The organism is Leptospiraceae bacterium, from assembly GCA_016708435.1.
In the GTDB taxonomy this organism is placed as follows: Bacteria; Spirochaetota; Leptospiria; order Leptospirales; family Leptospiraceae; genus UBA2033.
In genome coordinates, this window is record JADJFV010000034.1 from 190,924 (window position 1) to 215,445 (window position 24,522).

Below are 24,522 nucleotides of genomic sequence, written 5' to 3' on the forward strand. Positions count from 1 at the left end.
TCCTATGAAAAAACAAATCACCCTTTGTATTATTATTCTTGGCTTATTTATGAACTGTCTTGTCCCGTTTAGCGAAACAGAAGAGACCGGGAGTGACCCGGGCTTTGGACTTTGGTTTTTTGTCTGGGCTACTATCAATTCTGCCAATACGTCTAGTTCAAATAGTTCCACTACATCGTCTAGTACCTGTCTTTATTCGAACGTTGTTTTTCCAACTACTTCCTGCGAGAATTCGGAAGTGCTAGCGCAAAATGGCTGTAAGCTTGACTCGATTACCAAGGGAACAATTAAATACTATCGCTATTCTGCCTCAGTAAGTGAGACTTTATCTATGGTGGTCGATCCAAGTCTTCCATCCGATTTTACAAACTGTATTGCTGCTTATAAAGAGAATAAACTAGTTACGACGAATTCACCGATCTCTGATCTGGAAACAAACCAGAGCACTTCTTCCTGTCAGAGAAATACCTCTGTTTCTATGACAGCGGGTTCTTATCGATGCATTTCCGTTCATTCTCTTTGCACTGGAACTTATACTATAAAATTATCGAATGCAGCTGACCTTCCTACGAGCGTCACACCTGGTGGAACGGCTACTACTACTTTGCCGTCAGCATGGGCAGCGGCTACTACTACGTATACGCCAATCACTTCGTCTCCAGCGTCTATTATTGGAGACGATGCATTTACAATTTTACCTATTGGGTTTACTTTTACTTATTTTGGTCAAACGTATTCTACTCTGTATGTTACTGCAAATGGATTTTTAACTTTTAATTCTTCTAACCAGACGAGCGCAAATCCGAGTAACCTATTCGGCACTATTCTTAAATCTGTAATTGCACCCTGGTGGGGAGATTTATATTTAGATTGCGATGCGTCTATTCAGTATATTACTACTGGAACTGCGCCTAATAGAGTATTTACCGCTCAATGGCAAAATATTCGAAATGATGGAGATACTGCCTCTACTACACAAAGACTTAATTTTCAAGTTAAACTCTATGAGACTACGAATGTAGTAGAGTTAATTTATGGGGCTAACACTGGAACTGCGTTGTCTACTTCTTCGCGTGCGGCTATTGGAATTAGTAATTCTGTCGGAGGAACTGGAAATTATGTAAATGGAAAAACAGGTTTAAGCACAGATACAAATCTTTATTCTTCCTCCTCGTTTCCTATTAGTGGGACAGTATACCGATTTACCCCTTAGGAGATTTTATGAAAAAATTAAAATTCTTAGCAAGCGTTAGTTTAATTTTACTATTCTTTTTGTTTTGTAATAAACTTAAGAAGCTAGATACGAGTAAACTCCAACCTCCTTCCACATCTGACTGGATGGATGCCACTACATTAAAGTCCATACCTGGCGCAGGCCTCCTCCTCTAATGTGCGTTGTTTAACTACTGGAATTAAATTACCGTCTGCTTCCTGTGATAACTCTGTAATTATTCCCCAAAATGGCTGTGTTTCCGGGTATTTGTATGCAGGGACTATTGAGTATTATCGATATTATGCGCCAAGCGATGAAAGTCTATCCATGGCAATTGCAAACAGTTCTCCAGAAAATTTTACAAATTGCGTAGCAGTTTACAAAGAGAATAGCTTAGTGAATACGAATACTCCCATTACAGAGTTGGAGACTAACCAAAGTATTACAAAGTGTCAGTCCAATACGACAACTATGATACGATCAGGTTCTTACCGGTGTATATCTGTGCATTCTTTTTGTGATAGGTCGTATGCTTTGAAAATTGGGAATACTCCTGCTATACCACCATTCAAGATTACGGGTAATTCTAATTTAACCCTACCTGCCTGGTCGCAAGCGACTACTACTTACATTCCTATCGAAGGCACAGGCACTCCAATAGTTGGGGATAATACGTATTGGTCAATTCCTATAGGTTTTAATTTTACATTCTTCGGACAGACATTTACTAATTTCTATGCATCTTCGAACGGGCTTGCAAGTTTTAGCGCAACCAATCCAGAGAATAACGACTCGCAGAATTTGTTCATATCTAAAGAGAATATTCCTCCTACAGTCATAGCACCCTGGTGGGCAAATCTGAATATGGATTGCAGTTCCAATATTCAGTATACCACTACAGGAACTGCAGGTAATCGCGTATTAACCGTTCAGTGGAAGGATATCTTGCTAAATACCTATGATACGGCAAGTTATTCTAGTGCAGATAGAAGGAGGTTGAATTTTCAAGTGAAGCTTTATGAAACAACCAATATCATAGAGTTAGTCTACGGATCTACTAGCGGAAATGTAAACTCGAATGAGTTAGCAGCCATTGGAATTAAAAATACTCTCAATGGCAGCGTTGTTTTTATAAATGGAATGCTTGGTTCATCCACTGACTCTACTCGTTTCAAAAATAGATTCTTTCCAATCTCAGGCACAGTATACCGATTTACCCCGTAATATTTAATAGGAGAAAAAAATGAAAAATTGGATCGTATTGAAAATAATGAAAGTAAGTTTCAGAGTGATAGTTTTGATTGTAATGGTATTTATGAGCGAGAATTGCAATACGGATTCTAAAGATTCTGAAGAATCCTATAATATAATTCCCAAGAAACCCTCTCAATGGATTGTGCCTCTTTATTCTCTTTCTTGGCTTCTCGCTCATAGAACCTATGATTATAAGGATTGTCTCGTATCGACAGAAACGTTTATTGATTCGTCTTGCGAAAATGCAGAAGTAGTTGTGCAAAATGATTGTAAGTCAGATAAGCTCCAGAAAGGGACTATTAAGTTTTTGAAATACAAAGCGACTGTAAACGAAAATCTAAGTCTTTCTATAACTCCGCCTAAATATTATTATCCGAACAATTCAAACTCTATAAATTGTATTTCGGTCTACAAAGAAAATACTATTGTAGATTCCAAGTCGCCAGTTGCAAATTTAGAAACGAATCAATCAACATCTGGCTGTCAATCTCAAACTTCTGTGGCAATGACGGCAGGTTCCTATCGTTGTATCTCAATTCGTTCTGCGTGCGATACTTCGTATATGTTAAGACTCTCGGATATTTCAACTGGTTTAACTGTTTCTGGATCTGGAACGGCAAATACTACTTTGCCTTCTGCATGGGCAGAAACGACTACTACATACACAAGCATAACAGGCAAACGAGCGTTAGTCGGATATTCTAGTTCAACGACGGTTATACCGATTGGTTTTAATTTCACCTATTTTGGGCAAACGTATTCCAATACCTACGTTTCAGTGAATGGGATTTTGAGTTTTGGAAGTACCGCTATGACTTCGAATGGAGATAAAGAAAATTTATTTGGCAGTGCAACTTATTATTATGGTAGTACGAATGAAGATCCGATTCTAAAATCTGTAATTGCGCCTTGGTGGTCGTATGGAAGTCTTTATAGTTGCGCTGCCTTTGTTCAGTATGCGACTACAGGCTCTGCGCCTAATAGAGTTTTTACTGTCGAATGGAATGATCTTTATTCTGCAGGGAGTTATCGGAATTTTCAGACGAAATTATATGAAACTACGAATGTAATTGAACTAATCTATGGTTCTGGTGCAAATTCAGGTTCTTCCGCATACAAAGCATCCATAGGAATTAGCAATTCTGTTGGTGGAACAGGAAATTATGTAAATGGTAAGAATGGCTCTAGCACGGATAGCTCCTCTTCCTCGTTTCCCCCTAGTGGAACAGTATACCGATTTACCCCGTAAGCTATGTTATTTGTAACTTTATCCTTTTTAATTTTCTTCCTTGTAGTTTATGTAGTCTATTGGACGATTGCGCCCGGCTACAGGATGAACTGGCTATTAGCCGCTTCTATCTTTTTCTACTCTACGTGGAGTATACCATTTACGATTCATTTTATTGGAATGATAGCGGTAAATTACTATTTGCTGGAAGTATATAAAGTTAGAAAACGAGAATGGATTTTTTACTTAGTGCAAGGGATTAATATTGGAAACTTAGTGTTTTTCAAATACTTTTATTTCTTTGCGAATATGGCAGGTCAACTACTTGGAATGGAATTTTTAGAAGAGACAAATCTTAGGAGTTTACATAAATTAGCCGGCTATGAAATTATTCTACCACTTGGAATTAGTTTTTATACATTTCAAGTAATGGCTTATGGGTTTGATTTGAAACGAGGGTCGTATACTAGAAATCATAGTTTCAAAGAAGTATTACTTTTTATTACGTTCTTTCCTCAGTTGATTGCTGGTCCTATTATGAGAGCTACGGAGCTTTTGCCTGCAATAGCGGATTACGAGAGTTTGCCGATGAAGGAACCGAGTCTTGAAAAAATCAAATTGGGTCTATGGTATATTCTAATTGGTGTGACAAAGAAACTCTTTATTGCAGATAAAGTTGGAGAAATTCTAAATTCATTTGTAGCAACAACGCCTACAGACCATAACCCGCTAGGAATTTGGATTTTGTGCATTGCGTTTATTGTAATGCTTTACTCTGACTTTTCGGCTTATTCTGATTTGGCGCGGGGACTTGGATTTTTACTTGGTTTTACAATTCCAGTGAACTTCCGCGCTCCTTTTTTTATGTATTCTTTTACAGAACTCTGGAAAAAGTGGCATTTGACATTTGCCTATTGGATACGGGATTATATTTTCATTCCGCTAGGTGGAAGTAAAGAAGGCGAATGGCGACTTTATCGAAATCTAATTATCACCTTTACTCTGGGCGGACTCTGGCATGGTGCTTCGTATACATTTCTGATCTGGGGATTTCTAATGGGAATTTTTCTAAGCATAGAAGCATTTCTGTTAAAGAGAGGATATTCAGAATTACCTGCTAATCCAATTCTCAGAGTGATTAGAATTTCCGTTGTATGGATTTTATACTTATCAACGGGAGTATTCTTTTTTGCGCCAAATTGGACTTGGGCGCTACTTGCCATTCAGCAGATGTTTTCTTTTAGGATAAATATTCCAGGACTTTTATCTACAAGTCAAATCGGTATTATCCTACTTTGCTTTCTAATTGTTCTAGCCTTACAGTGGTTAGAGCTTAAACCGGAAAATTTTAAAGTCTTAGAACGATGGGAAAAATTTCTCCTACCAATTTTTATTCTCATTCTATTTGTTGCTATCACACAAATGGAAACTCCCAAGAAAGATTTTTTCTATTTTCAGTTTTAGGTATTTGGGTAGCTAGTCCACTTTCCCGTTTTCGAATCAATTAGTTTACAATGACTGGTAGAATGAAAATAATCTCTCCAGAAGGAATTACTTTCGAGGAGATAATCAGCGTAATCCGTCTTTATCAGGGCAAGGGCTTTCGGTAAATTATAGAATGGAATTTTTGTATGAACGTGATGGGGAACATGCAGCATTATATTATGAGCAAAGAAATTGATAAAGGAAGGAAGATAATATATGGTAGTTGCTTGCATTTGTCCGTAGAAGGGTGTCCATTCTCCTTCTTTTTTCCAGATTATTTTTTCATTGATATGTTGGACATAAACGATAATTCCAATTGTATAATTCCAGAGGATAAATGGAATTAGTTGCAACTTTGTAAATACCCAGAGCCCGCTTGGAAGCGAAAACCCTTCCTGCGAATAACCACCAAAATAAATGGCGGCGGAAATACTTAAGATTGCAAAGCAGAGGATAATAGAAATATCCCGCCTTGCCTTCCAGTTAGGAGCAGGAAATAGAATTAATCCTTGTAGCCACATCTTAATTAGGTAATAAATTCCTGTGCCAAAGGAAGACCAATAGATTCGATGCATAAATCTATCAAACACAGACATTGTTTTATATCTGTCCGTGCTTCTTGGATGCCAGGCGAGATCAGCTTTTAACTTCGAAGTATTTCCATGGTGAATGCCATTATGCCCATATACCCACTGCTGGTAAGGATGAAGTGAGGGGAGAAGAGCTATTTGCCCAAGCCACCAGGACAGAATTTTATTTTTAAATAAAGCACCATGTGCGATGTCATGACCCAGTTGAAAGAGTGCAAGTATACTGAGTCCATGAAGTATCCAGAGTAAGGGAAGCAAATACCAATTATCCGTTATTAGGATGAGGTAACTAAAGAACAGGAATAAAACTAAATCTCGAGAGAAATAGAACAGACCTTTCCATAAAGGGCTATAGAAGATTTGCCGCGAGAAAGAATTTCTTACGGCAAAGAGAGTTTCTTTATTCATTTACTTGCTCCTATTCGAATTGCCATATTTCCTGGCAAATGCTTGTTTTCCCACATTAGCGAGTGACAAAGTCCGGTTTCTTCAAAGGAAAATACCTGAGAAACAACTGGATGTATTTTTTTAAATGACACTAGTTCAATTAATCGCTCACATTCTTCTGTGCTAGCAAAATGCGATCCTTGTATTCTTATTTGTGAATCTTTCAAGGTATTCAGATCAAAAGATCCTGCATAGCCGGAAGTTCCGCCGCAGATAACAACCATTCCACCACGTTTACAAACTTGAATCGATGTTGGAAAGGTTTTTTCACCAGGGTGCTCAATGACTATGGAAGGAGAAATTCCATTTGTTAAATCTAATAGCTCTGACTCGAATCTAATCACTTCTTTTTTCCAATGATGATTTGAGATTAATGAGTCACTATTGAATTGTCCCCAATGGGAGTAGTGGTTACGATTGATTACCCCCGTAGCACCTAGATTTTTGCAGAAATTTGCTTTCTCTTCATCATTTACAACGGCTATTGGTATGCCTCCAAATTCTTTGACCAATTGAATCGCCATTACCCCAATGCCTCCCGCTGCACCCCATATTAAAACGACGTCTCCTTTTTTTATATCATTGGGAATCCAATGAGTTAACATTCTGTAAGCCGTTGCTCCCGATAGCATGAAAGTTGCTCCTTCCTCCCAACTTAGATGCTTTGGCTTAGGTAGACATTGGTGCTCTTTTACTTTTGTAAATTGAGCGAAGGATCCGAAATTTGTTTCATAACCCCATGCTTTACAAGTTGCGGATAAGATTGGATCACCGCCATTTTGAATCCATGGATCGTTCATTTCCCAATGTCCTGCATGTAAAACTACTTCTTCTCCTAGCTCAACGGATTTAACAAATTTTCCTTTTTGAATTACGATTCCAGATGCATCTGAACCGCCAATATGAAAATCTTCCAGACTCCCATTTGCTTTTCGAAATTCGATTACATTAATTGGTTTTCCAATTGCCGCCCAAACATTATTGAAATTGACACCGGCTGCCATGACTGCAACTAAAACTTCCTCGTCTTTAATATCGGGGGTAGATACTATTTCGATTTGAAATGCTAATCTTGGATTTCCCATTCTATGTGAGCGTATTACTTGCGCATACATTTTATTTGGCGCATTACCGATTTCTGGAATTTTACCTATCGGAAGAAGTTCCTGAGCTGAAATCATACATTTTCAATGAATACTAGGAACGCTTCAAATAGCAAGAGGTTTTTTGAACTAGGAATATAAGGATGTAAACAAAGAAATTCCATTTTCAATAATATCTTATCAGCTATAAATTATATACCAACAGGTATAGTTGGATATAAAAAATAAATCTTTGAATTAAAAGTATTTACAACTATGTGAACTTTTTGAAAATTTGATTCAAAGGAAATATTATGATTAAGTCAAACTACTTTAGCGCCAATTTTGATATGCTGCTTCATTTCGAGAAATTCATTCCATGGAAAGAACTTGTTCCTGCGTATGAAAATAATTTTTTCGATGCGAGAAAATATTCTGAAACGGGTAATGAACTTTATGCGACAGCACCAAATAATTTGGAAGAAGCAGTCGAATACTATCGAACGATTTTAGATGCGGCAGGTGACGTTGCTGGCAATTTCGTTTCGCAACATGTAAAGGCGATGGATTTAAAAGGGGTGGAGTATAAGAATGGAGTAGTCACTCATCCAAAAGAAATGATTGATTCCGTGAACAAAGCCAAAGAAGCCGGAATTCAAGCTTACGGATTCCAGCGCAAGTTCGGTGGTCTCGGTTTGCCTTTTACCCTGAGAGCCTTGATGGGCGAGATTGTATATCGAGTCGATACTAGTTTTGCTATTGCATTTGGATGTGTAAATCTAGGCGAGATTTTGGAAAGGATTGCATCGAAAGAAATGCAAAACGAATGGATTCCTCGAATGGCAAGTGGTGATTTCTGTGCGGCTATGGGGCTAACAGAGCCTAACCACGGATCTGATCTCCCGAATATTACAACAAAGGCAACGAAGACTAGTGACGGCAAATGGGTATTAAACGGAACTAAACGATTTATTACACAAGCCTGTGGACTTGGAGAGACTCCTTCCATTATTCTAACACTTGCTCGTAGTGGCGGAGCCGGTGCACGAGGACTTTCCTTTTTCCTTGTTCAAAGTAAAGACATTCAAATTGCAGGCATCGAAAAGAAAATGGGGCTTCATGCTTCGCCTACCTGCGAAATAGTTTTTGAGAATACTCCCGGACTTCTTATAGGCGAGGAAGGATATGGTCTTGTGCGGTATACAATGGGTATGCTTAATGGAGCGCGAATGGGAATTGCTGCACAGGGAGTAGGTATGGCGACTGCCGCATTCGAAGAAGCAAAGATTTTTGCCTCTACTCGAATACAGTTCGGAAAACCAATAGAAGAAATTCCTGCTATTAAAAAAATGCTTCGACGCATGGAGCGCGAAATCATGGCTATGCGTTGTTTGACTCTAGAAGGAGGACGAACTGTAGATATGTATTATTGGAAAATGGAACATTTGCGAGAAGAAGGAAAAACGGACAAAGAAATTTCCAATAATGAAGAAGTTCGTCACTGGATGAAGCTCGCGGATTTGCTTACTCCTGTCTCTAAATATTATTGCTCTGAAATGTGTAACCGTATTGCGTATGACGCATTACAAATTCATGGCGGATCTGGATTTACGGAAGACTATGATATTGCTAGAATTTATAGAGATGCAAGAATAACTTCCATTTATGATGGAACAACGCAGATTCAAGTAATGGCAGCAATTGGTGGAATTGTTTCAGGTATGAGCGCAACTGGACATTTTAGAAAGTATTTATTAAATGAGCTTTCTTTATTTTCACCGTCTGCACGTATTAAGTCTTTGTTTGCATCCTTAGAAGAAGCAATCAGTGCATACAAAGACATCAAGGCATCCGAAGTCCGCGATAGTTTTTCAGTCGAACTTGTGGAAGTGGCTACTCGAGTGTTAGCCGGAATCCATTTAGAAAAGACTGCCTCTATGCTAGAAGAAGAAGACAAAGCCAAACGTTTAAAACACGCAGATGAATTTAACATTGACAGTAAATCAATTGCACTTGCAAATATTTCTCGAATGAAAGAATTCGCGAATGTGGAGACGTTGTAAAGAAGGTTTCTTTTCACGCAAAGCCGCAAAGGGGTGAATAGAGTGTTACCCCTGTCACCTCGAACAGCGTTACCGTGAGAGGTCTATTTTGCTTAACACTATCTTTTTAAGTAAAATGGATTTCTCACATCCACCGAATTGTTTAACTTCAAATCCAACCGCCAAAGGATGTTCGAAATGACTGTAAACGATTCTCCGCCTAACTCTCTTTAGCCTCTGCTTTTCGGCGTCTCTGCGGCAAGTCTTTCCTTAGTTTCTTTCTGAGTTCCTTGCCGCGCTTTTTATTTAATTCAAGAATATTTTTTAGGCGTTCCATCTTAAGGGGAGAACGGTGGAACATCCTCATGAAGATTTTTTCTTTCATGTTATACCATCTCGCTTTGGATGTAGCGAAGACGTCACCCGTGAGAGGCGAAGTAATAGTAGCCTTTGTGTAGAGTCTTTTATTCTTTGCAATTGTAATCCATGCTCTGCATTCTACTTCTTCGCCGAGTGGACAGGCTTTATCGTATTTCACAAAGAGCTGGTCTGTCATTACAAAATGTCCTGCGTGAAAACAAGTAACACCCTGCGCTTCATCTAAGAGCGCTGCAAGAATTCCTCCGTGCACATAACCCGGCGCACCTTCATAAAACTTTTCAAATGTAAATTTAAATCTTACTTCGCCTGTTTCGTGATGGAATGGAAATTCTGCGTGCAGTCCGTGTGAGTTCTCTGGTCCGCAACCAAAGCAATTGAGATGATGCCAGTCCTGTCCGACTGAACTTGGTTTGTGATGAATGCTTTCTTCTTCGTTCATTGGAGTTACTTCAGAAATTTTTCTGCCCAATCGCGCACATTGCCCGCACCGAGGCTAACAAGATAATCGCCTGTAAGAATGTATTTTCTAATGATCGGAATATCTCTTTCGATATCTCCTGTAAGTAAGATCGTTCGATCTTTGACGGTGAGGTTATCGTAGATTAACTCCGTTGCAATCCCTTCGATTGGCGTTTCTCCCGCCGAATAGATTGGGAGTAAGAAAAGGATATCGCTATCGTCTAACGCTTTTGCAAAGTCTAGATAGTGATCTCTTGTTCTTGTATAACGATGTGGTTGAAAGATAATACAACATTTTGCACCAACAGGTCGCATTCTTTTAATGGATTGAATGACCGCGAGAATCTCCGTTGGATGATGACCATAATCATCGTAAACATGAATATTATTTAAAGTTCCTAAATGCTCTAGCCTGCGCTTAACACCATTATACTGCGAAAGAGTTTCTAGAATGCGATCAATCTCTAAGCCTACAATTTCTGTTGCAAGTAAGGAAGCAAACGCATTCTTTAGATAGTGATCTCCTGCAAAAGGAAGCTTAATTCTTCTTAAAGTTCCGTTTCGATAAAAACTTAATTCATTGTCGAAGATTTCGAAGGGCTCTATTTTGATCTCTGGAAATTTTTCTGCAAGAGATGTTGCGCGTGACGATTCAACATAGCCAATTATATTCTTTTGATCTTCTAATAAGTCAATGGCAGCTTCCACGCCTGAATCTCCAATATATACAATGGCTGTAGAGCTTTTTTTATTGTGTATAAATTTTGCAAATGCTTCGTGTAGATTCTCTACTGTCTTATAATGATCCAAATGGTCGTTGTCGATATTTGTGACAATTTTTATATCTGCTTTGTGATTTAAAAAAGTTCCATCCGATTCGTCGGATTCGTATACTCCCCATTTGCCGTTATCCCATTTACCACCTCTATCATTTAGAAATCCAACTTCACCGCCAAGCATGATAGCAGGTCTTTGTGTTCCCTCTAATAGAATTTGACCTGTCATTGCTGTAGTGGTTGTCTTTCCGTGAGAGCCTGCCACTGCAATAGAAAATTTTCTAGAGAATAATTCATGGAGTAACTCGGAGCGGTGAACGAGTGTTTTGTGCTCATCAAGTGCTTTTTGGAAAATAGGATGTGTTTCTTTTACTGCACTCGAAAAGACTACATAATCAATAGAATCTAGACTTACTGATTCGGGTTCGTGCGTAATCTTTGCTCCACGCATTTCTAATTTACGCAGAGTATCTGTATTAGCCTTATCATATCCTTTGACTTCAATTTTTAGATCGAGTAGTATATGAGCGAGGGAGGACATTCCAGATCCTCCTATTCCAATAAAAAAAGGTTTCTTGTCTTTCAAGGCTTACTCTTTAAAAAAATATCTAACTGTGTTGTTAGCCGCATTGACTCTGGCACACTGCAAAGATTTTTCGGTTATAGCAACTAGCTGCTCTCTATTTTTTGCAATGCTTAGAAGTATTTCCATTAGCTTGGAATTACTTTCGTCTCTTTGATTGAGAACCCAGGCACTGGCGTTGTCTTCAAAATACTTTGCATTAGCCACCTGGTGATTATCAGCGGCATACGGATATGGAATTAGAATTTGCGGAAGTGCATATAGCGCGCACTCAGAAATCACTCCCGCACCAGATCTTGCAATGACTAAATTTGCCCATTCATAATGCGTTTTCATATTCTCCGAATAAGAGATAATATCCGCTGACTTGGCTGACTTTGCTTTGGCTTCATCATAGAGAGAAGTGCCGGTTAAAAGTCGAAAGCTAAAATTTTTTGCGATCTCAGGATTGTTCATGGAGCTAATGACCATATTGTTGATTTGTCTCGCACCCTGTGAACCGCCCATGACTAGAACATTTAGCTTTTCTTTTTTGTTGACTACTTGCATTTTTCCTGCACTCATTTTCGAATCAGGAATAATCTTTTTACGAAGAGGATTACCCGGTATTTTAAAAGAATCGGGATTAAACTCTTCGATATTGACAGGCGGAAAGCTAAATGCAATCTTATCTGCAAATCTTTTGAAGATACGAGTTACTTTTCCAACGACTCTATTTTGCTCACATAGAAAAATTTTCTTTCGAAAGATAGTTGCGTAGAGAAGAGCGGGTAAACTTGAATAGCCTCCCATTGCAATCACGCAATCTACTTTCAATTTTCTGAATTGGTAAACAGTTTTTAAAAAGTTATACGCAAATAGAGTCGGAACTGTAAGAATATTTTTACTGATCTGAGGCGTATTGTGCCAGATGACAGGACAAGGCGAATCTCTAAGATCTGGATTATCTTTGTTACGCACGAGAGAGTGAATAAATAGATTTTCAAATCCTATTTCCGATTTTAAATCCACTAGACTCTCAGCGAGTGCAATGCCTGGTGAAATATGTCCGCCGGTTCCGCCGGCTGCTATGATAATAGAACGAATCACGTAATATGTTCCTTCTTCGTAATATTTATTAGAATCCCAAGTGAGATCATGACAGTTAGTAAAGAAGAGCCGCCATAGCTCATAAAAGGGAGACTAATTCCAGTAATTGGGAATAGCCCTGTTACTACAAATAGATTTATGATAATTTGTATACTTATCATAAGAACTATTCCCGATCCTAATAAGAAGCCAAATGGCTCGTTTACTCGTCTTACCAGAGAAAATCCTCTCACTATTAAAAAAGTAAACAGAGATAGCAATACTAGAAATCCAATAAAGCCATAGTCTTGGACAAAGGTTGCTAAAATAAAATCTGTATGGTTGTAAGGAAGCGACCTGTGTGAGTGGCTGGTAGAAATTTGATTTCCAAACCATCCACTTTCCATAAAGGCACGAAAAGAAGAATACAATTGAAAACCGTCTCCGTCTTTGTCACTGTATGGATTTAACCAGACCTCAATTCTTTTTCTCCAATAGCCCACCCGATAGATTAAAAACAAGATGAGAGGGGTCGCAGATAAAAATCCAAGGACTAATTTTTTTACAGGAAATCCATTTAGAAAAATAAGCGCTAAGATCATCGAAGTAATTTGAAGAGTAGTTCCAAGAGCAGGCTCGAGCATTATCAATACGAGAATGATTCCAAGCGCCGCACCCGGAATCAAATAGGTTTTAGCTGTCTTTTCGTGAATATGATTTAGTTTTACAAAAAATGCAGAGAGATAAATTAAAACTGCAATTTTACAAAACTCACTCGGTTGTATTTGCAGTGGACCAAATCCAATCCATCTATGAAAATTTCTACCCGACTGAGTCTTTACAGTTTTACTAAGTCCCGGTATGAAAACTAAAATCAAGAGGATAATGGATAACACGATTAAATAGACTGCATAGTGTTGAAAGATTCGGTAAGGAACATTTGCAAATATAAGAAAGAATGTAAAAGAGACTCCAAGCCAGACTGCCTGTTTTTTTAAAAAAAAGTAAGGATCTTCTGTCAGCTTATGAGCGGTAACCGCTGAGCCTGAAAAAAGAGCAGAGATTCCAACTAAAAGTAAAATTAAGATTACATAGACTAAAGGTAGGTCGATTGGATTTTTTCCAATCACGATAAATTTCTTAAACCATTCCTTTAGTAGCTTTATCATTTTGTTTATTGAATCCGAAGCGTTGAAAGTGCGAATAGGGCGAGGATTACACCTATTATCCAAAATCGAATTACAATCTTGGTTTCTTTGATTCCCATTAATTCAAAATGATGATGAATCGGTGCCATTTTGAAAATTCTCTTTCCGGTGAGTTTAAAAGATCCTACTTGTAACATCACACTGACTGCTTCCATTACAAATACTCCGCCTAGAATAAAGAGCAGAAATTCTTTTTTAAGCATTACAGCTACCATTCCGAGAGTTGCCCCTAAAAACAAAGAGCCCGTATCTCCCATGAATACTTCTGCGGGATGTGTGTTAAACCATAAAAAACCGAGTAGGGCACCGGCGAGTGCGGATAAGAATACAGAATATTCATGAGCACCCTGTAAATAGGGAATGTTTAGATAATTGGCAGCTATTGGAGTTCCTGAGGCGTAGGCGATAATGGCAAGTGTAATCGTTGCAATCATGGCTGTTCCTGTGGCTAATCCATCTAATCCGTCAGTGAGATTGACCCCATGAGAACTTCCAATAATTACTATTATCGAAAAGGGAATTGCAAGAAGTCCTAAGTTAATCACAGGACCTTTGATAAAAGGAAGAAATAAATCAGTTAAAGTAAACGCGACTCCTTTTCCCTCTGTGTGCGAAGCTCCTGTTAAAAAAAAGAAAATGGAGCAAAAGGCAAATGCAATTAGAATGGATAATCCAAATTTAACTCTACTTCTCATTCCACCTTTGATTTTTAAAATTGCCTTTTCATAGTCGTCTCTAAATCCAAGCATAGAGAATAAAAAACTAAACGTAGTCAGTAAAATTAAATTTAGATTTTTTAAATTTCCCCAGAGAGCTACGGATAATACAAGCGTGGAGATAATCATGAGTCCACCCATGGTAGGAGTTCCCGCTTTTACGGCATGTGTTACAGGTCCGTCGGTTCTAACTGTTTCACTGAATTTTAGTCCATATAAATACGCAATGATTCGCTTGCCCAAAAAGAAAGAGAGGAACATGGATGTTAGCCCCGCCATGAGAGCTCGAAAGGTTACATAGTTAAAGATTCTAAAAAAGCCAACGTCTGAGCCAAATAAATCATAGATATATTGAAACATAAATACTTATCTCCTGCTTTTTTCGTCGTGTTGAAAGGCTTCCATTAATTCCCTCGCGTCGCTGAAGTCTTCTCTTTTGTTTCCAATGATTTGCACTGTCTCATGTCCTTTTCCTGCAACAAGTAAAAGTCCTTCATCGGGTAATATCTCTATGCCGCGAAGGATAGCCTGTCTTCTATTTGCAATTCGCAGAAAAGAAGTGAATTTTTTCGGGAAGCCTGCTTGTATATCGTCTAGAATTTCTTCCGGGTCTTCTGATCTGGGGTTGTCCGATGTAATGATAACCATGTCGGCAAGGCTTGAAGCAATTTTACCCATGATAGGCCGTTTGGTTTTGTCTCTGTCTCCACCACAACCGAAAACGCAAATTACTTTGCTGTGTGGAATTTCTTGAATGCTTTTTAATACGTTTAAAAGCGCGTCTGGTGTATGCGCATAATCCACAATAGCCACCCTTGTCTTCTTGCTATTGTATACGATTTGAAATCTTCCATTGACAGGAATTAGATTTCCTACTGTGTTACGAATCGATTCTAATTCTAATCCCATGGCACGGGCTGCAACGATTGCAAGAGATACGTTTAAAAAATTGAAATTTCCGAGTAGGTTAGTTGTGAAATCAATTTGCCCGCTTCCTTTTTCCTTGAAATCAAATTCAATTCCCCGTAGAGATAGACTTTTGATTTTGCCTTCGAAGTCTTTTCCTTTTCCGAATTGAAGCAAATTGATTTTAAGTTTTGCTTTTTTTATTAAAGCAAGCATCTTATCGGAGCCTGCTGATTCAGTAGAAATTGCAGCAAACGTGTTCTTATGCACAGACCTGGCAAGTAGTTTAAAAAGTATGAATTTACTCTTTAGATAATCTGCCATTGTCTTATGAAAGTCTAAATGATCCTGTGTAAGATTTGTAAATAGTGCGCCAAATATCTGTAAGCCGTTTAATCGACCTAGCTTTAATCCATGAGAGCTTGCTTCCATGAATACATATTCGATTTCTTCTTTGACCATGTCGGCTAGGACTTCGTTTAGAGTGCTTGCGTCAGGAGTTGTGTAGCCGGTTTGAATTACTCTGTTTGCGTATCTAGTTTCAATCGTTCCAATGATTCCGCAATTTTTATTTTCGCGGGAGAATATATCGTTTAGGATATAAGTCATGGAGGTTTTTCCATTTGTCCCCGTGATTGCAATGATCTTACATTTTTTGGAAGGCTCATCTTTTAAAAGAGAAGCAAGGTAACCGTGGACTTGCATTGGGTCTTGTTGGCTTATGATTATATTGGAAAAACTTTTTGCTTCTGTTAAATACTGACTATTTTTACGTATCAGAATAGTTTTTACTTTTTTCTTCAGGGCGTCTTGTAGATACTCGCTCGATTTTTCTCCAAAGTTTTCATAGAGACAAAAAATATCATCCTCTTCAAGCTTGCGGCTATCGGATTGGATGTAAGCAATATTTGCCTCTGGATTGCCACTGAGTAATGATATGAGTTTTATTTTCTGGGTTAGTTCTGAGATTAACATATTGATTTTTTTGAGGATTTGATTCTTAAAGAGCTACTAAGTCATTTATAAATTTCGAAGCTTTTATTCTCAGCCGGAAGGATAAGGGTGATTATCTTTTTGTTGGCATAGCCGGCTGCTTGGTTATTTTTTCTGTATATTGATTCCATTCTTTCTGCTGAGGTAGAAGTTGCAATTCCTACTTTGAGTTCGTAATTCTTTTTGTATAATTCCTCTTTCTTTTGAGAGAGCTTTTTGATTTGACGATTTAAATGTGCATGGTCAATGCTTTGCCATACAAGTAAAAAAAGAACACTCGCAGGAATTGTAATCTTTACTAGTGCAAGTAAAATGGAGCCAATTGTATTTTTAATTTCTTTTTTATCTAAATGTGCAACAATCATAATGCCTTCAATACCCGCAGTTTAGCTGAGCGCGAGGACGGGTTTGTTTTCATTTCCTCTTCACTTGGAGTGATTGGCTTTTTTGTAAGTATGCTAAACATTTCGTCTTTACTTTTTTCCCGAAAAACTTGTTTTACTATCCTATCTTCTAAAGAATGAAAAGAAATCACGCACAAAATTCCACCTTTCTCTAAAAGATTTGTGAGATTTTCAATCCCATCTTTTATATGACCTAACTCATTATTCACTTCAATTCGAACTGCTTGAAACACCCGAAACGAAGGATGAGTCTTATCAGGCCAGAACTTGCGAGGAATGACTGATTCTACCAACTTCGCTAAATCTAGAGTGGTTCGAATCGGATTTTTCTTTCGCACAAGTAGAATTTTTTCTACAATCTTCTTTGTCCAGTTCTCTTCTCCATATTCTCGGAAGATTTGCGATAATTTTTCAGCCTTATATTTGTTTAAAACGTCATATGCTGTCAGTTTTCCAGTCTCATCTAGCCTCATATCCAGATATTCTTCATTTTTAAAGCTGAATCCACGCTCAGAAGAAGTCAGATGAAAAGTAGAAATTCCTAAATCCAGCAAAATCCCATCTACTTTGCCTTTGCCTATTCTTTCTTCGAGGTCAGTCGCATCTACTTCTGAAAAATTTCCTTCGAGTGGATAGAATCTCCCTTGATACGCACTGAGTCTTTCTGTCGCACGGGCAAGCATGATCGAGTCGCGGTCGTTTAATACTAATTTTGCTTTCTGAAATTCTTTTAGAACTAGCTCACTGTGTCCGCCTTCGCCTGCGGTTCCATCTAGAAAAATTGGATTTTCTTGGTTTTCAATCTGACCAAAGAATTCTAAAATTTCTTTTGGTAAGACGGGAATATGTGTGGGTTTAAATTCTTCCATTTCTTATTGGCAGAATTCTGGAAATAGAGTCCAGCTAGTGGCGAGAGTTTTTAAATAAATTTCTTTTTGGAGAATTTTTATTTTTTTAATTTCAAGAGATTCTGCGATTGCCGCTTTGAATGCGAGAGAATAACAAAGATTATACGCATTTTTTTTCTTGATGCCTTTTTTTAGAATTTGGTCAATCGTAAGAGAGCAAAATTCTTTTCCTGTTTGGTTTAATTCATCCATTGTGACGTCTTCTTTGTTTGGATAAAAATAATTCCAAGTCGAGCCCGTTGTAAAAACTTTGTAGTCGTCGCCTAACTTTAATTTTGTGATAGGAGAGAGTCGATTTGATTTGTTTAGATTTTCTAAGATAAACGCTTTGCATTTTTCGTAAGAGCTTGCTTCGCTTTTAAAAAAAGAAGAGATTGGTTGTCTACAGGCATTGATTCCTGGCTTGATATTTGAAAGCTCTTCTAACATAGATTGAATTCCAATTTTTGAAGTTAATACTTTCGCTTCTCTTTCGGTTGTGACTTCTACGGAGTCCGAGCCAATTTGCAGGAGTGCGATTTCTTTGTTTTCTTTTTGAATTTCTTTTGTGCTTTGAATGGATTTTAGAGTGAGCTTTGCTTCTTCTTCCGCGTTCATTAATTTGGTTTGGACTTTTAATTTTTCAGAGATAAAATAACTTTCTACATCTTTTAAAGTTTGCTTTGCCTCCGTGTCCTTCCCCGCGTTAAAACTTCCGGTTGCAATATAACCTACGCTCTGGATTTTTTTTCGAAGAGCAGGTCTTGCTAATTCCATATCGGCAAGACCTTTGTAGATTTGGTCAAGAGTCTCTTTGCTGCTAGTTGTCGCATAATTTACATTATCCGTAAAGTATTCGACACATCTAGAATATTCTTTTGGTTTTTCAGCAATGCACTTGAAATTCGTGCTTGCCGATTTGTCTACTTCAAACAAACAAAATTCAGTGGCAAATCCAGTGGAGTTTAGAACCAAATGTAAGTTTGTTTCGCCCTGTTTCTTCTGTTTTCCTGAAAGAATGCTGCATTGTATGCTAAAAATAAGGATTAAAAGAGAAGAAATATGGCGAAAAAGAATCATTCCGAAACAATTCTAAAAAAGCCTAGGAAGTCTAGCATTTTTTACCTTTCTACTTTCTATACAAATTCCTTAAGATGACGTTTACTCATCTACGGTCTAGCTACGCTTATATAGCCGGTGCTTGTGCGGACTAAATTGCGGTTACTACCCGTTCTAGACCGAAGCTATAAGCGTAGCTGAACCGTTGTTGGTATATACGCATCTATAAGGAAGTGGTAAGTTGTTTATATAAATTTCTGTTGTAAAATAAAAATAAATTATTAGAATCTACAATTGTTTGTCGTATGGAATAAAGAGAGGTAATTATGAAAGTAACAGCACTTGGAACTCATTCAGCATTTGCAACTGGAACATTTAAAGAAAGCATTGATACAAAATACATAAAAGAATTAATCGAAAAATCCCAGACGAAAGAAGACAAAGCCATTGCGATTGGTGAAATCGAAAAGATGGTGAGTGAGCACAAAGAAAGAGTGTATGCTCCGAGGTTTCAAAGTAATTTTCTTTTGGAATTTGAAACAAAAGGAAAAATCAAAGACCATGTGTATCGTTTCGTAATTGATTTCGGCGGAGATATAAGACACTCACTCGCAAATGTTGGTCTTAAGATGGGAGACATTGACGGTTACTATTGCTCACACCCTCACGCAGATCATATTGGAGGAGTAGAAGGAATTGCACTCTCTACTATTTTTAATCCGTATTGGAATTCTAGAAAATTAGAATGGCTACGAAAACCGGGCACTGATCCAAATGATAAAACTCTCGACAATATTCTAGATAGACTCTTTCGAAAAGAATCTCTGCCTAATGACTGTAAGCCGGATCTCTGGGGTCATCGGGAAGTATTAGAAAATCTCTGGGAGTCAGCAAGACCAGGACTCGATACACTACAAGGTGTGAAGAGAGTTGCACTGGATACTTTTTATAATCCTGTGCCAATGGTAAAAGACATAGAGTATGATATGGAAGATGGAAGAAGAACCTGGAGATTTTATACAATTGAATCAACACATGTGATTGGAGGTACTTCTCATATGCCGTCTTACGGTCTTATCTTCGAATGCACGGACGGACAAAAAATTTATTTTCCAACAGACACTCTTCTCATGATGCCACCTACAATGAGAGCCTTCTATGAATCCGCAACTGTCATTTATCAGGACTGTGAAACAGGAATTCGAAGTGGAGTGCATTCTCATATAGACGACATCCGCAAGTGCGAACCTGAAGTAAAAAAGAAATGCTTTCTCTATCACTACACAGAAGAGCCAGTCGTTGACCCCGATGAATTCAGAGGCATACTACGAATAGGCGACGTGCATATGTATTGAGTGTTTGATACACTGCATAGTCCTTGCAGATATTCGAGCGACCCAAGGAAGCGAGAATCAGCTGTTCATGCAGGCAGATATTACGCTCCGTTGGAGCTTAGCCCCGAATGGGGCGCAATACTCTCGGCATGGGAGCAAGCCCTTGCCGATGTATTTGTAAAGAATCATTTTGAAGTATATTAGAACTAAAATAAAACTCGATACGGCAATGACAGTCATTAGTATTTTATAAAAAGCCTGTCTCCATTGATAGGTTTCAATTAAAGCAACAATTAAACCAATCCATATAGAAACTGTGAATGCCAGTAATGAATCCCTCAAAATTCCTCTTTTCTTAATTCTTTTAAAACCTGTTTTTTTACAATCCGTATAATTATCAGAGTAAGAGAAATTACGCTAAAAGAAACCGCTAAAGTAGTTACAACAATTGAATAAAAGTCTATATAGTTTCCCCTTACAAATTTTTTATCTTTTCTCAAAAATTGGTCAATCTTTTTCTATCGAAGACTTGTTGAAATTATTTTCTTATTATTTGCTTGACGACATTTAAAAAAATACTATAGAATAATAAGAGATGATTTTATAAATAAGTTGGAATAAAGAGGATAATAACAATGGAACAAATGCCAATATGGTTTATTATATGTGCTATTTTTGTTTTTGTAGGGGGTCTTTCTCTTATGGCTAAAGGTCTTGTCGGCATGATCGGAAATGAAAAAAAGGAGAGGTAAAGAAGGGAAGGGGTTTTTTCTTTTTTTTTTTTGGCTTTTGTTTTTTTGTTTTTTGTTGTTTTGGTTTTTTTTTTTAGAATTAAAAATATTTTGGGGGGTTTTTTTTGTTGTTTTTTTTTTTTTTTGTTTTTTTTTTTTTTTTTTTTTTTTTCTGGAAAAGAAGAAAATGATTAGCCTGTCGTTTTTAGTTCCAAAATATTCTTTATATAAAAAAATCTTTCGGATAATCGGGATTATCCCATTACACTGCATAGTCCTTGCAGACTATGCAGGAGGTATTTCGCTCCGTTGGAGCTTTAGAACTATAGCCCCGAATGGGGCGCAATACCTTTCGGCATGGGAGCAAGCCCTTGCCGATGTATTTGTAAAGAATCATTTTGAAGTATATTAGAATTATAATGGAATTTTTATATGAAAAATCTTTCGGATAATCGGCATTATCCAATTACACTGCATAGTCCTTGCAGACTATGCAGGAGGTATTTCGCTCCGTTGGAGCTTTAGAACTATAGCCCCGAATGGGGCGCAATACCTTTTGGCATGGGAGCAAGCCCTTGCCGATGTATTTGTAAAGAATCATCTTGCACTATACTATAATTAAAAGGAATCTTTTATGAAACCAATCATCCATCATAAACTACACCATCCAATCCACTCCCGCTTATCCCAACATGCTTCTTTCCTTTTCCTCTGACGGTTCTCTCCGCTATTGGGACAAGGACACCGGCAAACTCTTATTAACCCAACTGCTATTCAAAGAAGGAGAAAGCATTTATTATACAGCAGATGGATACTTTGATTTTACGGATAAGAAGGTGATGGATTATATTGCCTATACTTCGCCGAGTATTCAATCTGGATTTATTGATTTGCAGGATTTGTGGGAGGACTATAAGCGGGATGATTTGAAAGAGTCGGTTCTTGCGGGACGGTTTAAGCCTAAGAAGGGTTCGAATCTAATTCGCAGTGTCGAGACGACTCCTGTGATTAAGACTTTGTTTGATCCGCAGAAAACGATTTCACCGGATAAAGACAATTATCCAATGCGGATTCAGGTTTCGGAAAAGGGTAGTAGGCTTGGCTCGGTTGTAGTGTTTGTCAATGGTGTGCAGGTCGTGAATACTAAATTATCCGAAGAGTCAACTGAGAAAGATATGGAAATCAAGGAAGAGGAAACGTTAGACGGTAAATCCTTTCAATTGAAATTTCCGGTTCCTTTGAATTATGGCACGAATCGTGTGGAGATTAAAGCTTATAATGAATTTGGAATCCCTCAGAGCTATCCTGCTTTTGATTTAGAGCGCAGGACTCCGGCTAATCTTGTTTTGCCCAAGCCGAATCTCTATGTCTTGTCTGTTGGTGTCAATGAATACCAAAAGAACAAATTGAAATTCAGCGTCAAAGATGCAGAGGCTATGGCGGAAGTGCTTTCTAAAAACGGAAAGGAATTATACTCTGCCATTCACGTTAAAAAGCTCCTCGACAAAGACGCTACTAAAAAAGGAATCGAAGACGCACTTGCGGATATTGCGCGTAATGCGAAGCCGGAAGATGTTGTCTTGATTTATCTCAGCGGACATGGAAACAATGCCTCTTCGAGAGAAGTAAAAAGTCTTTTTTATTTCGTCCCCTTTGACTTTAACTGGTCTTCTGATTCCCAAGCCGAATACGTTGCGCGGGAACAAGGAATCGACGCTGAATACTTGAACGAAACATTTACCAAAATCAAATCGCATAAGGTAATCCTAATATTAGATGCCTGTCATTCTGGTTCCATCCAAACAGCCATGTTAGCAAAAGGCGAAGACGAAACAAAAGCTTCTCGCAAAGCCATGGACAGAATGGCAAATGGAACAGGACGTTTTATCTTCGCAAGCTCCGCCGGAAACGAACTCTCCCGCGAACACTCGGAAGCAGGTCATGGACTTTACACATACGTCTTGTTAAACGCTCTCGGCAAGAACACAGATAAAAAAATCCCAAACGCCGATTACATCAACGCCGACGGCTTCATCTATCTATCCGAAATCCGCTCCTACATCGAACAAAAATTTGAAGATCAAACCGAAAAGTATCTAACAGGCGTCAGACAATCTCCACCCTCCATGTCCCTCGGTCGAACAGGAATGCACGAACGAGTAAATGACTTCCCGCTCTTGAAAGTGAAGTAGGAAGACTGATTGCACACAGGGATGAGGATGTAATTAACGTGAGTTCGATGTAAAAATCGTCAGCCCCGAAATTTTCTGTCGGTAGTCCCGAAGCAGAGATTCCCGGCAAAGCCCGACTGAAGGTAAACGACAGAGATGGGCGGGAAATTTGGGAATTACACCTTAACACATTGTCAGATAATAATCTATCCGGCAATGAAAGAAGCCCATCCAAAGATCATCCAAAAGCTGACAAAGCCCAAGCATGGAGGGAAAATATGTCCACTAAAAGAAAACCCTCTCCAATCCTCAGTGCCTCCGGTGCAAATCTATTTGCCTTTCTTGTTTGAAAATTAGAATCTTGCGATATTTTTTAAACTTTTTTTAGATTTTCGTTGAAATTTTAAAGCATACTAAATCTTCTTTCCTAGAGAAATAGAATTTAGAGTTTTTTAAAAATAAAAAATTTACCTGAATATAAGATTCTACCGAAAATTTTAGCAGTAGACAGCAAACACTGAATTTACAATGTGTTTATTAAAACACTTTTAAATCCTGTATTTGAAACAAATAGCCGCAGGTGAATATGATTAGGAGTCGTTAGAATGAAAGTTTTCAGAATTGTTTTAGTTTTGTGTGTTTTAAATACATTTATTTTTGCCCAAGAGGAAAAAGGAGCTACAGGTTCCTCTGCAGCTACTGATGCCAAAGTGGCTGAAAGCAATGCAAGCACAGAAAGAATGTCGCAAGATGTTAAAAATTATTTTACTGCCGAAAAAGAAGCGTCTTTGTATTACATTGGAGCAGGGGCATTTACTACCTCTATGGGTCTTTATTATCGTAACCTCGCAGATAGTAATTATCCTGATCCTATAAGACCTTTTAACAAAAAAAGTGATTCTCCTTACAATCTTGGATTGTCTTATCCTTTATTAGGGGTTGGATTAATGCAGCTTGCTACCGGTGGGTTCATGTATTTTAAAAGCGATAAAAAAGCGAGAGACCTAGAGAAGGAGTTGGATGCGAATCCTTCTAGCTTCAGAGAGCAAGAATTAACAAGAATGGAAAACATTGCTTATTGGAATAAAATATTCCGTTACACAGAATACGCAATGATTGGTGGTGGTCTACTTGCTTATCGTGCAGGTGACCTGAGTGATAAAAAATATATGATAGGTTTAGGAACAGGTCTTTTTATTCAAGGCGTTGTTTCTTTAGCACTGGATTATTTTTCTAATAAGCGCGCTGACGGTTACAGAGAAAAACTTATCAACTTTAACTTTAGTTATTTACCTGCATCAAAAAATCAAAATGCTTACGCAATCAATAGCTTAGGAACAAATGGAACTAGCCTCAATGAAGGATACTACATGTTTACCTTTAGCTATAAACTAAAATAGTAAATCTTCCTAACATGAAAATGAAAGCCATAGTAGCGAGTCATAAATTCGCTGTGATGGCTTTTTCTTTTTAGGAATCCTATCTTTTCTGTTTCATTCGGTATT

General features: G+C 38.0%; 21 protein-coding genes. 10 read left to right on the top strand and 11 right to left on the bottom strand.

The features are described 5' to 3' along the window. Positions 1–4 precede the first annotated feature (4 nt). From IPH52_23625 to IPH52_23645, 5 genes are read left to right on the top strand one after another with little or no spacing between them, the layout of a single operon-like run. Positions 5–1,213: a hypothetical protein gene (locus IPH52_23625; GenBank protein MBK7057985.1), complete on the top strand. Its 1,209-nt coding sequence runs from the start codon at positions 5–7 to the stop codon at positions 1,211–1,213. 8 nt (positions 1,214–1,221) lie between these two features. Then, on the top strand, positions 1,222–1,389 hold the full coding sequence (locus IPH52_23630; protein ID MBK7057986.1) for a hypothetical protein: 168 nt from the start codon (positions 1,222–1,224) through the stop codon (positions 1,387–1,389). A gap of 1 nt (position 1,390) precedes the next feature. After that, positions 1,391–2,437 carry a hypothetical protein gene (locus IPH52_23635; GenBank protein ID MBK7057987.1) on the top strand — a complete coding sequence of 349 codons (1,047 nt, stop codon included), beginning with the start codon at positions 1,391–1,393 and terminating at the stop codon, positions 2,435–2,437. Positions 2,438–2,456: 19 nt separating this feature from the next. Further along, on the top strand, positions 2,457–3,716 hold the full coding sequence (locus IPH52_23640; GenBank protein MBK7057988.1) for a hypothetical protein: 1,260 nt from the start codon (positions 2,457–2,459) through the stop codon (positions 3,714–3,716). A 3-nt stretch (positions 3,717–3,719) separates the two neighbouring features. Further along, positions 3,720–5,159: an MBOAT family protein gene (locus IPH52_23645; GenBank protein ID MBK7057989.1), complete on the top strand. Its 1,440-nt coding sequence runs from the start codon at positions 3,720–3,722 to the stop codon at positions 5,157–5,159. Here IPH52_23645 and IPH52_23650 read toward each other — a convergent pair. Together IPH52_23650 and ccrA are read right to left on the bottom strand one after the other, a co-directional pair. After that, positions 5,156–6,178 carry a fatty acid desaturase gene (locus tag IPH52_23650; GenBank protein ID MBK7057990.1) on the bottom strand — a complete coding sequence of 341 codons (1,023 nt, stop codon included), beginning with the start codon at positions 6,176–6,178 and terminating at the stop codon, positions 5,156–5,158. The two genes, IPH52_23645 and IPH52_23650, sit on opposite strands and share 4 nt — an antisense overlap. Continuing rightward, positions 6,175–7,395: a crotonyl-CoA carboxylase/reductase gene (ccrA, locus tag IPH52_23655; protein MBK7057991.1), complete on the bottom strand. Its 1,221-nt coding sequence runs from the start codon at positions 7,393–7,395 to the stop codon at positions 6,175–6,177. Before ccrA ends, IPH52_23650 begins: the two co-directional genes overlap by 4 nt. Positions 7,396–7,613: 218 nt before the next feature. Here ccrA and IPH52_23660 point away from each other — a divergent pair, with 218 nt between their 5' ends. Continuing rightward, entirely contained in the window at positions 7,614–9,362 is a 1,749-nt protein-coding gene (locus IPH52_23660; GenBank protein ID MBK7057992.1) for an acyl-CoA dehydrogenase family protein, read from the top strand. Between the two features lie 199 nt (positions 9,363–9,561). Here IPH52_23660 and IPH52_23665 read toward each other — a convergent pair whose 3' ends face one another. Genes IPH52_23665 through IPH52_23705 form a run of 9 tightly spaced genes read right to left on the bottom strand, consistent with a single transcriptional unit; the run spans position 9,562 to position 18,802 of the window. Then, a complete protein-coding gene (locus IPH52_23665) occupies positions 9,562–10,161 on the bottom strand; it encodes a PaaI family thioesterase (protein MBK7057993.1) in 600 nt (199 codons plus the stop codon). A 5-nt stretch (positions 10,162–10,166) separates the two neighbouring features. After that, complete coding sequence (murC, locus tag IPH52_23670; GenBank protein MBK7057994.1) at positions 10,167–11,543, bottom strand: UDP-N-acetylmuramate--L-alanine ligase; 1,377 nt, start codon at positions 11,541–11,543, stop codon at positions 10,167–10,169. A 3-nt stretch (positions 11,544–11,546) separates the two neighbouring features. Continuing rightward, positions 11,547–12,626 (bottom strand): UDP-N-acetylglucosamine--N-acetylmuramyl-(pentapeptide) pyrophosphoryl-undecaprenol N-acetylglucosamine transferase, encoded by a 1,080-nt coding sequence (locus tag IPH52_23675; protein MBK7057995.1) that lies wholly within the window; start codon positions 12,624–12,626, stop codon positions 11,547–11,549. Then, positions 12,626–13,777 carry an FtsW/RodA/SpoVE family cell cycle protein gene (locus IPH52_23680; protein ID MBK7057996.1) on the bottom strand — a complete coding sequence of 384 codons (1,152 nt, stop codon included), beginning with the start codon at positions 13,775–13,777 and terminating at the stop codon, positions 12,626–12,628. The genes IPH52_23675 and IPH52_23680 overlap by 1 nt, the downstream gene beginning before the upstream one ends. Before the next feature lie 5 nt (positions 13,778–13,782). After that, a complete protein-coding gene (locus tag IPH52_23685; GenBank protein ID MBK7057997.1) occupies positions 13,783–14,892 on the bottom strand; it encodes a phospho-N-acetylmuramoyl-pentapeptide-transferase in 1,110 nt (369 codons plus the stop codon). 6 nt (positions 14,893–14,898) lie between these two features. Then, complete coding sequence (locus tag IPH52_23690) at positions 14,899–16,413, bottom strand: UDP-N-acetylmuramoyl-L-alanyl-D-glutamate--2,6-diaminopimelate ligase (protein MBK7057998.1); 1,515 nt, start codon at positions 16,411–16,413, stop codon at positions 14,899–14,901. Positions 16,414–16,454: 41 nt separating this feature from the next. Continuing rightward, on the bottom strand, positions 16,455–16,796 hold the full coding sequence (locus IPH52_23695) for a hypothetical protein (protein ID MBK7057999.1): 342 nt from the start codon (positions 16,794–16,796) through the stop codon (positions 16,455–16,457). Further along, complete coding sequence (gene rsmH / locus IPH52_23700; GenBank protein MBK7058000.1) at positions 16,793–17,704, bottom strand: 16S rRNA (cytosine(1402)-N(4))-methyltransferase RsmH; 912 nt, start codon at positions 17,702–17,704, stop codon at positions 16,793–16,795. The genes IPH52_23695 and rsmH overlap by 4 nt, the downstream gene beginning before the upstream one ends. 3 nt (positions 17,705–17,707) lie before the next feature. Beyond that, entirely contained in the window at positions 17,708–18,802 is a 1,095-nt protein-coding gene (locus IPH52_23705; protein ID MBK7058001.1) for a hypothetical protein, read from the bottom strand. Between the two features lie 305 nt (positions 18,803–19,107). On the opposite strand from IPH52_23705, the gene IPH52_23710 reads away from it, so the two are divergent. The 4 genes from IPH52_23710 (at position 19,108) to IPH52_23725 (ending at position 24,417) form a co-directional block, all read left to right on the top strand. Then, a complete protein-coding gene (locus tag IPH52_23710; protein MBK7058002.1) occupies positions 19,108–20,136 on the top strand; it encodes an MBL fold metallo-hydrolase in 1,029 nt (342 codons plus the stop codon). 1,402 nt (positions 20,137–21,538) lie between these two features. Beyond that, positions 21,539–23,038 (top strand): caspase family protein, encoded by a 1,500-nt coding sequence (locus tag IPH52_23715; GenBank protein ID MBK7058003.1) that lies wholly within the window; start codon positions 21,539–21,541, stop codon positions 23,036–23,038. 170 nt (positions 23,039–23,208) lie between these two features. Beyond that, positions 23,209–23,367 carry a hypothetical protein gene (locus tag IPH52_23720; protein ID MBK7058004.1) on the top strand — a complete coding sequence of 53 codons (159 nt, stop codon included), beginning with the start codon at positions 23,209–23,211 and terminating at the stop codon, positions 23,365–23,367. A 255-nt stretch (positions 23,368–23,622) separates the two neighbouring features. Continuing rightward, entirely contained in the window at positions 23,623–24,417 is a 795-nt protein-coding gene (locus tag IPH52_23725) for a hypothetical protein (GenBank protein MBK7058005.1), read from the top strand. Positions 24,418–24,522 lie beyond the last annotated feature (105 nt).